The organism is Streptomyces sp. NBRC 110035, assembly GCF_000829695.1.
GTDB lineage: Bacteria > Actinomycetota > Actinomycetes > Streptomycetales > Streptomycetaceae > Streptomyces.
Genome location: NZ_BBNN01000005.1, coordinates 1 through 1504 on the forward strand (window position 1 = coordinate 1; position 1504 = coordinate 1504).

General features: G+C 75.5%; 1 protein-coding gene. It reads left to right on the top strand.

The genetic code is table 11. The features are described 5' to 3' along the window. Positions 1-1504, top strand: a 1504-nt coding sequence (locus TU30_RS00040) for a polyketide synthase dehydratase domain-containing protein (RefSeq protein WP_042162968.1), incomplete at both ends; no start/stop codon positions are given.

Here is a 1504-nt window from a genome sequence, read left to right on the forward strand (position 1 = left end):
GTGCTTCGAGGGGACGGGTGCGCGCCGGGTGGCGCTGCCGACGTACGCCTTCCACCACGAGCGGTACTGGCCCCGCCCGGCGGCCCACACCGGTGATGTCACGGGCGCCGGGCTCCGCCCCGCCGAGCACCCGCTGCTGGGCGCCGCCACCGCACTCGCCGCCTCCGAGGGCGTCCTGTTCACCGGGCGCCTGTCGCTCACCACGCACCCCTGGCTCGCGGACCACACCGTCGGCGGCGGCATGGTCCTCTTCCCGGCCACCGGATTCCTCGAACTGGCCGTGCGCGCCGGTGACGAGGTCGGCTGCGAGTGCGTCGAGGAGCTCACCCTCGCCACGCCGCTGCTGCTGCCCGAGGACGGTGCCGTCGTCGTCCAGGTGTGGGTCGGTGCGCCCGACGAGTCCGGCGCCCGCAAGGTGAGCCTGTACTCGCGGGCCGCCGACGCGCCGGAGGAGACCTGGACGGAGCACGCGGCCGGCGTGCTCGGTACGGACGCGCGGACCGCCGGCTTCGACGCGAGTGTCTGGCCCCCGCAGAACGCGGTCGCCGCCGACCTGGAAGGCTTCTACGACCGCACCGAGTACGGTCCCGTCTTCCGTACCATCCGCGCCGTGTGGAAGCGCGGCGACGAGGCGTTCGTCGAGGCCGCGCTCCCGGCGGAGGCGGACGACGCCGGTTACTACGGCATGCACCCGGCGCTGCTGGACGCGGCCGTGCAGTCCGTCGGCTTCGCCGGCCTGGACGACGAGCACAAGCTGCTGCCGTTCCTGTGGGGAGGGGTGTCGCTGCATGCGGGCGGCGCCTCCGTGGTCCGCTTCCGGGTCGCCCGCACGGGTGAGGACTCGGTCTCGATCGCCGCCGTGGACGTCGAGGGCGCGCCCGTCCTGTCGGCCGAGTCGCTGGTACTGCGGGTCCCCGCCGGCGTGCAGGCGCCCGCCGCCCGCCGTACCGAGCTGGACTCGCTGCTCCGCCTGGAGTGGACCGCCGCCCCCGAGACCGCCGCCGATCCGTCGGTCCGCCACGCCACCCTGCCCGCACTCGGCACCGACGCCGCCGCGGCCGCCCTGGACGGCCTCACCGGTGCCGAGACCCTGGTGTGCGTCCCCGTGTCCGGCGACGGCCACGGCGACGACGTGCCGCAGGCGACGCACACGCTCGTCGCGCACGCCCTTGCCCTGGTCCAGGAGTGGCTGCGACAGGACCGCTTCGAGACGGCCCGGCTGGTGTTCGTCACCCGGGGCGCGATCCGCTCCGGGCGCGGCGACCGGGTCGAGGACCTGGCGGCTGCGGCCGTATGGGGGCTGCTGCGCGCCGCGCACTCCGAGAACCCCACCCGCTTCGCTCTCGTCGACCTCGACGCGGACACCCGCGTCGAGACCGTGCCGCCGCTGCTGCCGGAGCTCCTGGCGGGCGGCGACGCCCAGTTCGTCGTACGGGACGGGGATGTCCTCGTCGGCCGCCTCGACAGGGCGGTCACCGGTGCCGGACTGCTGCCCCCGGCCCAT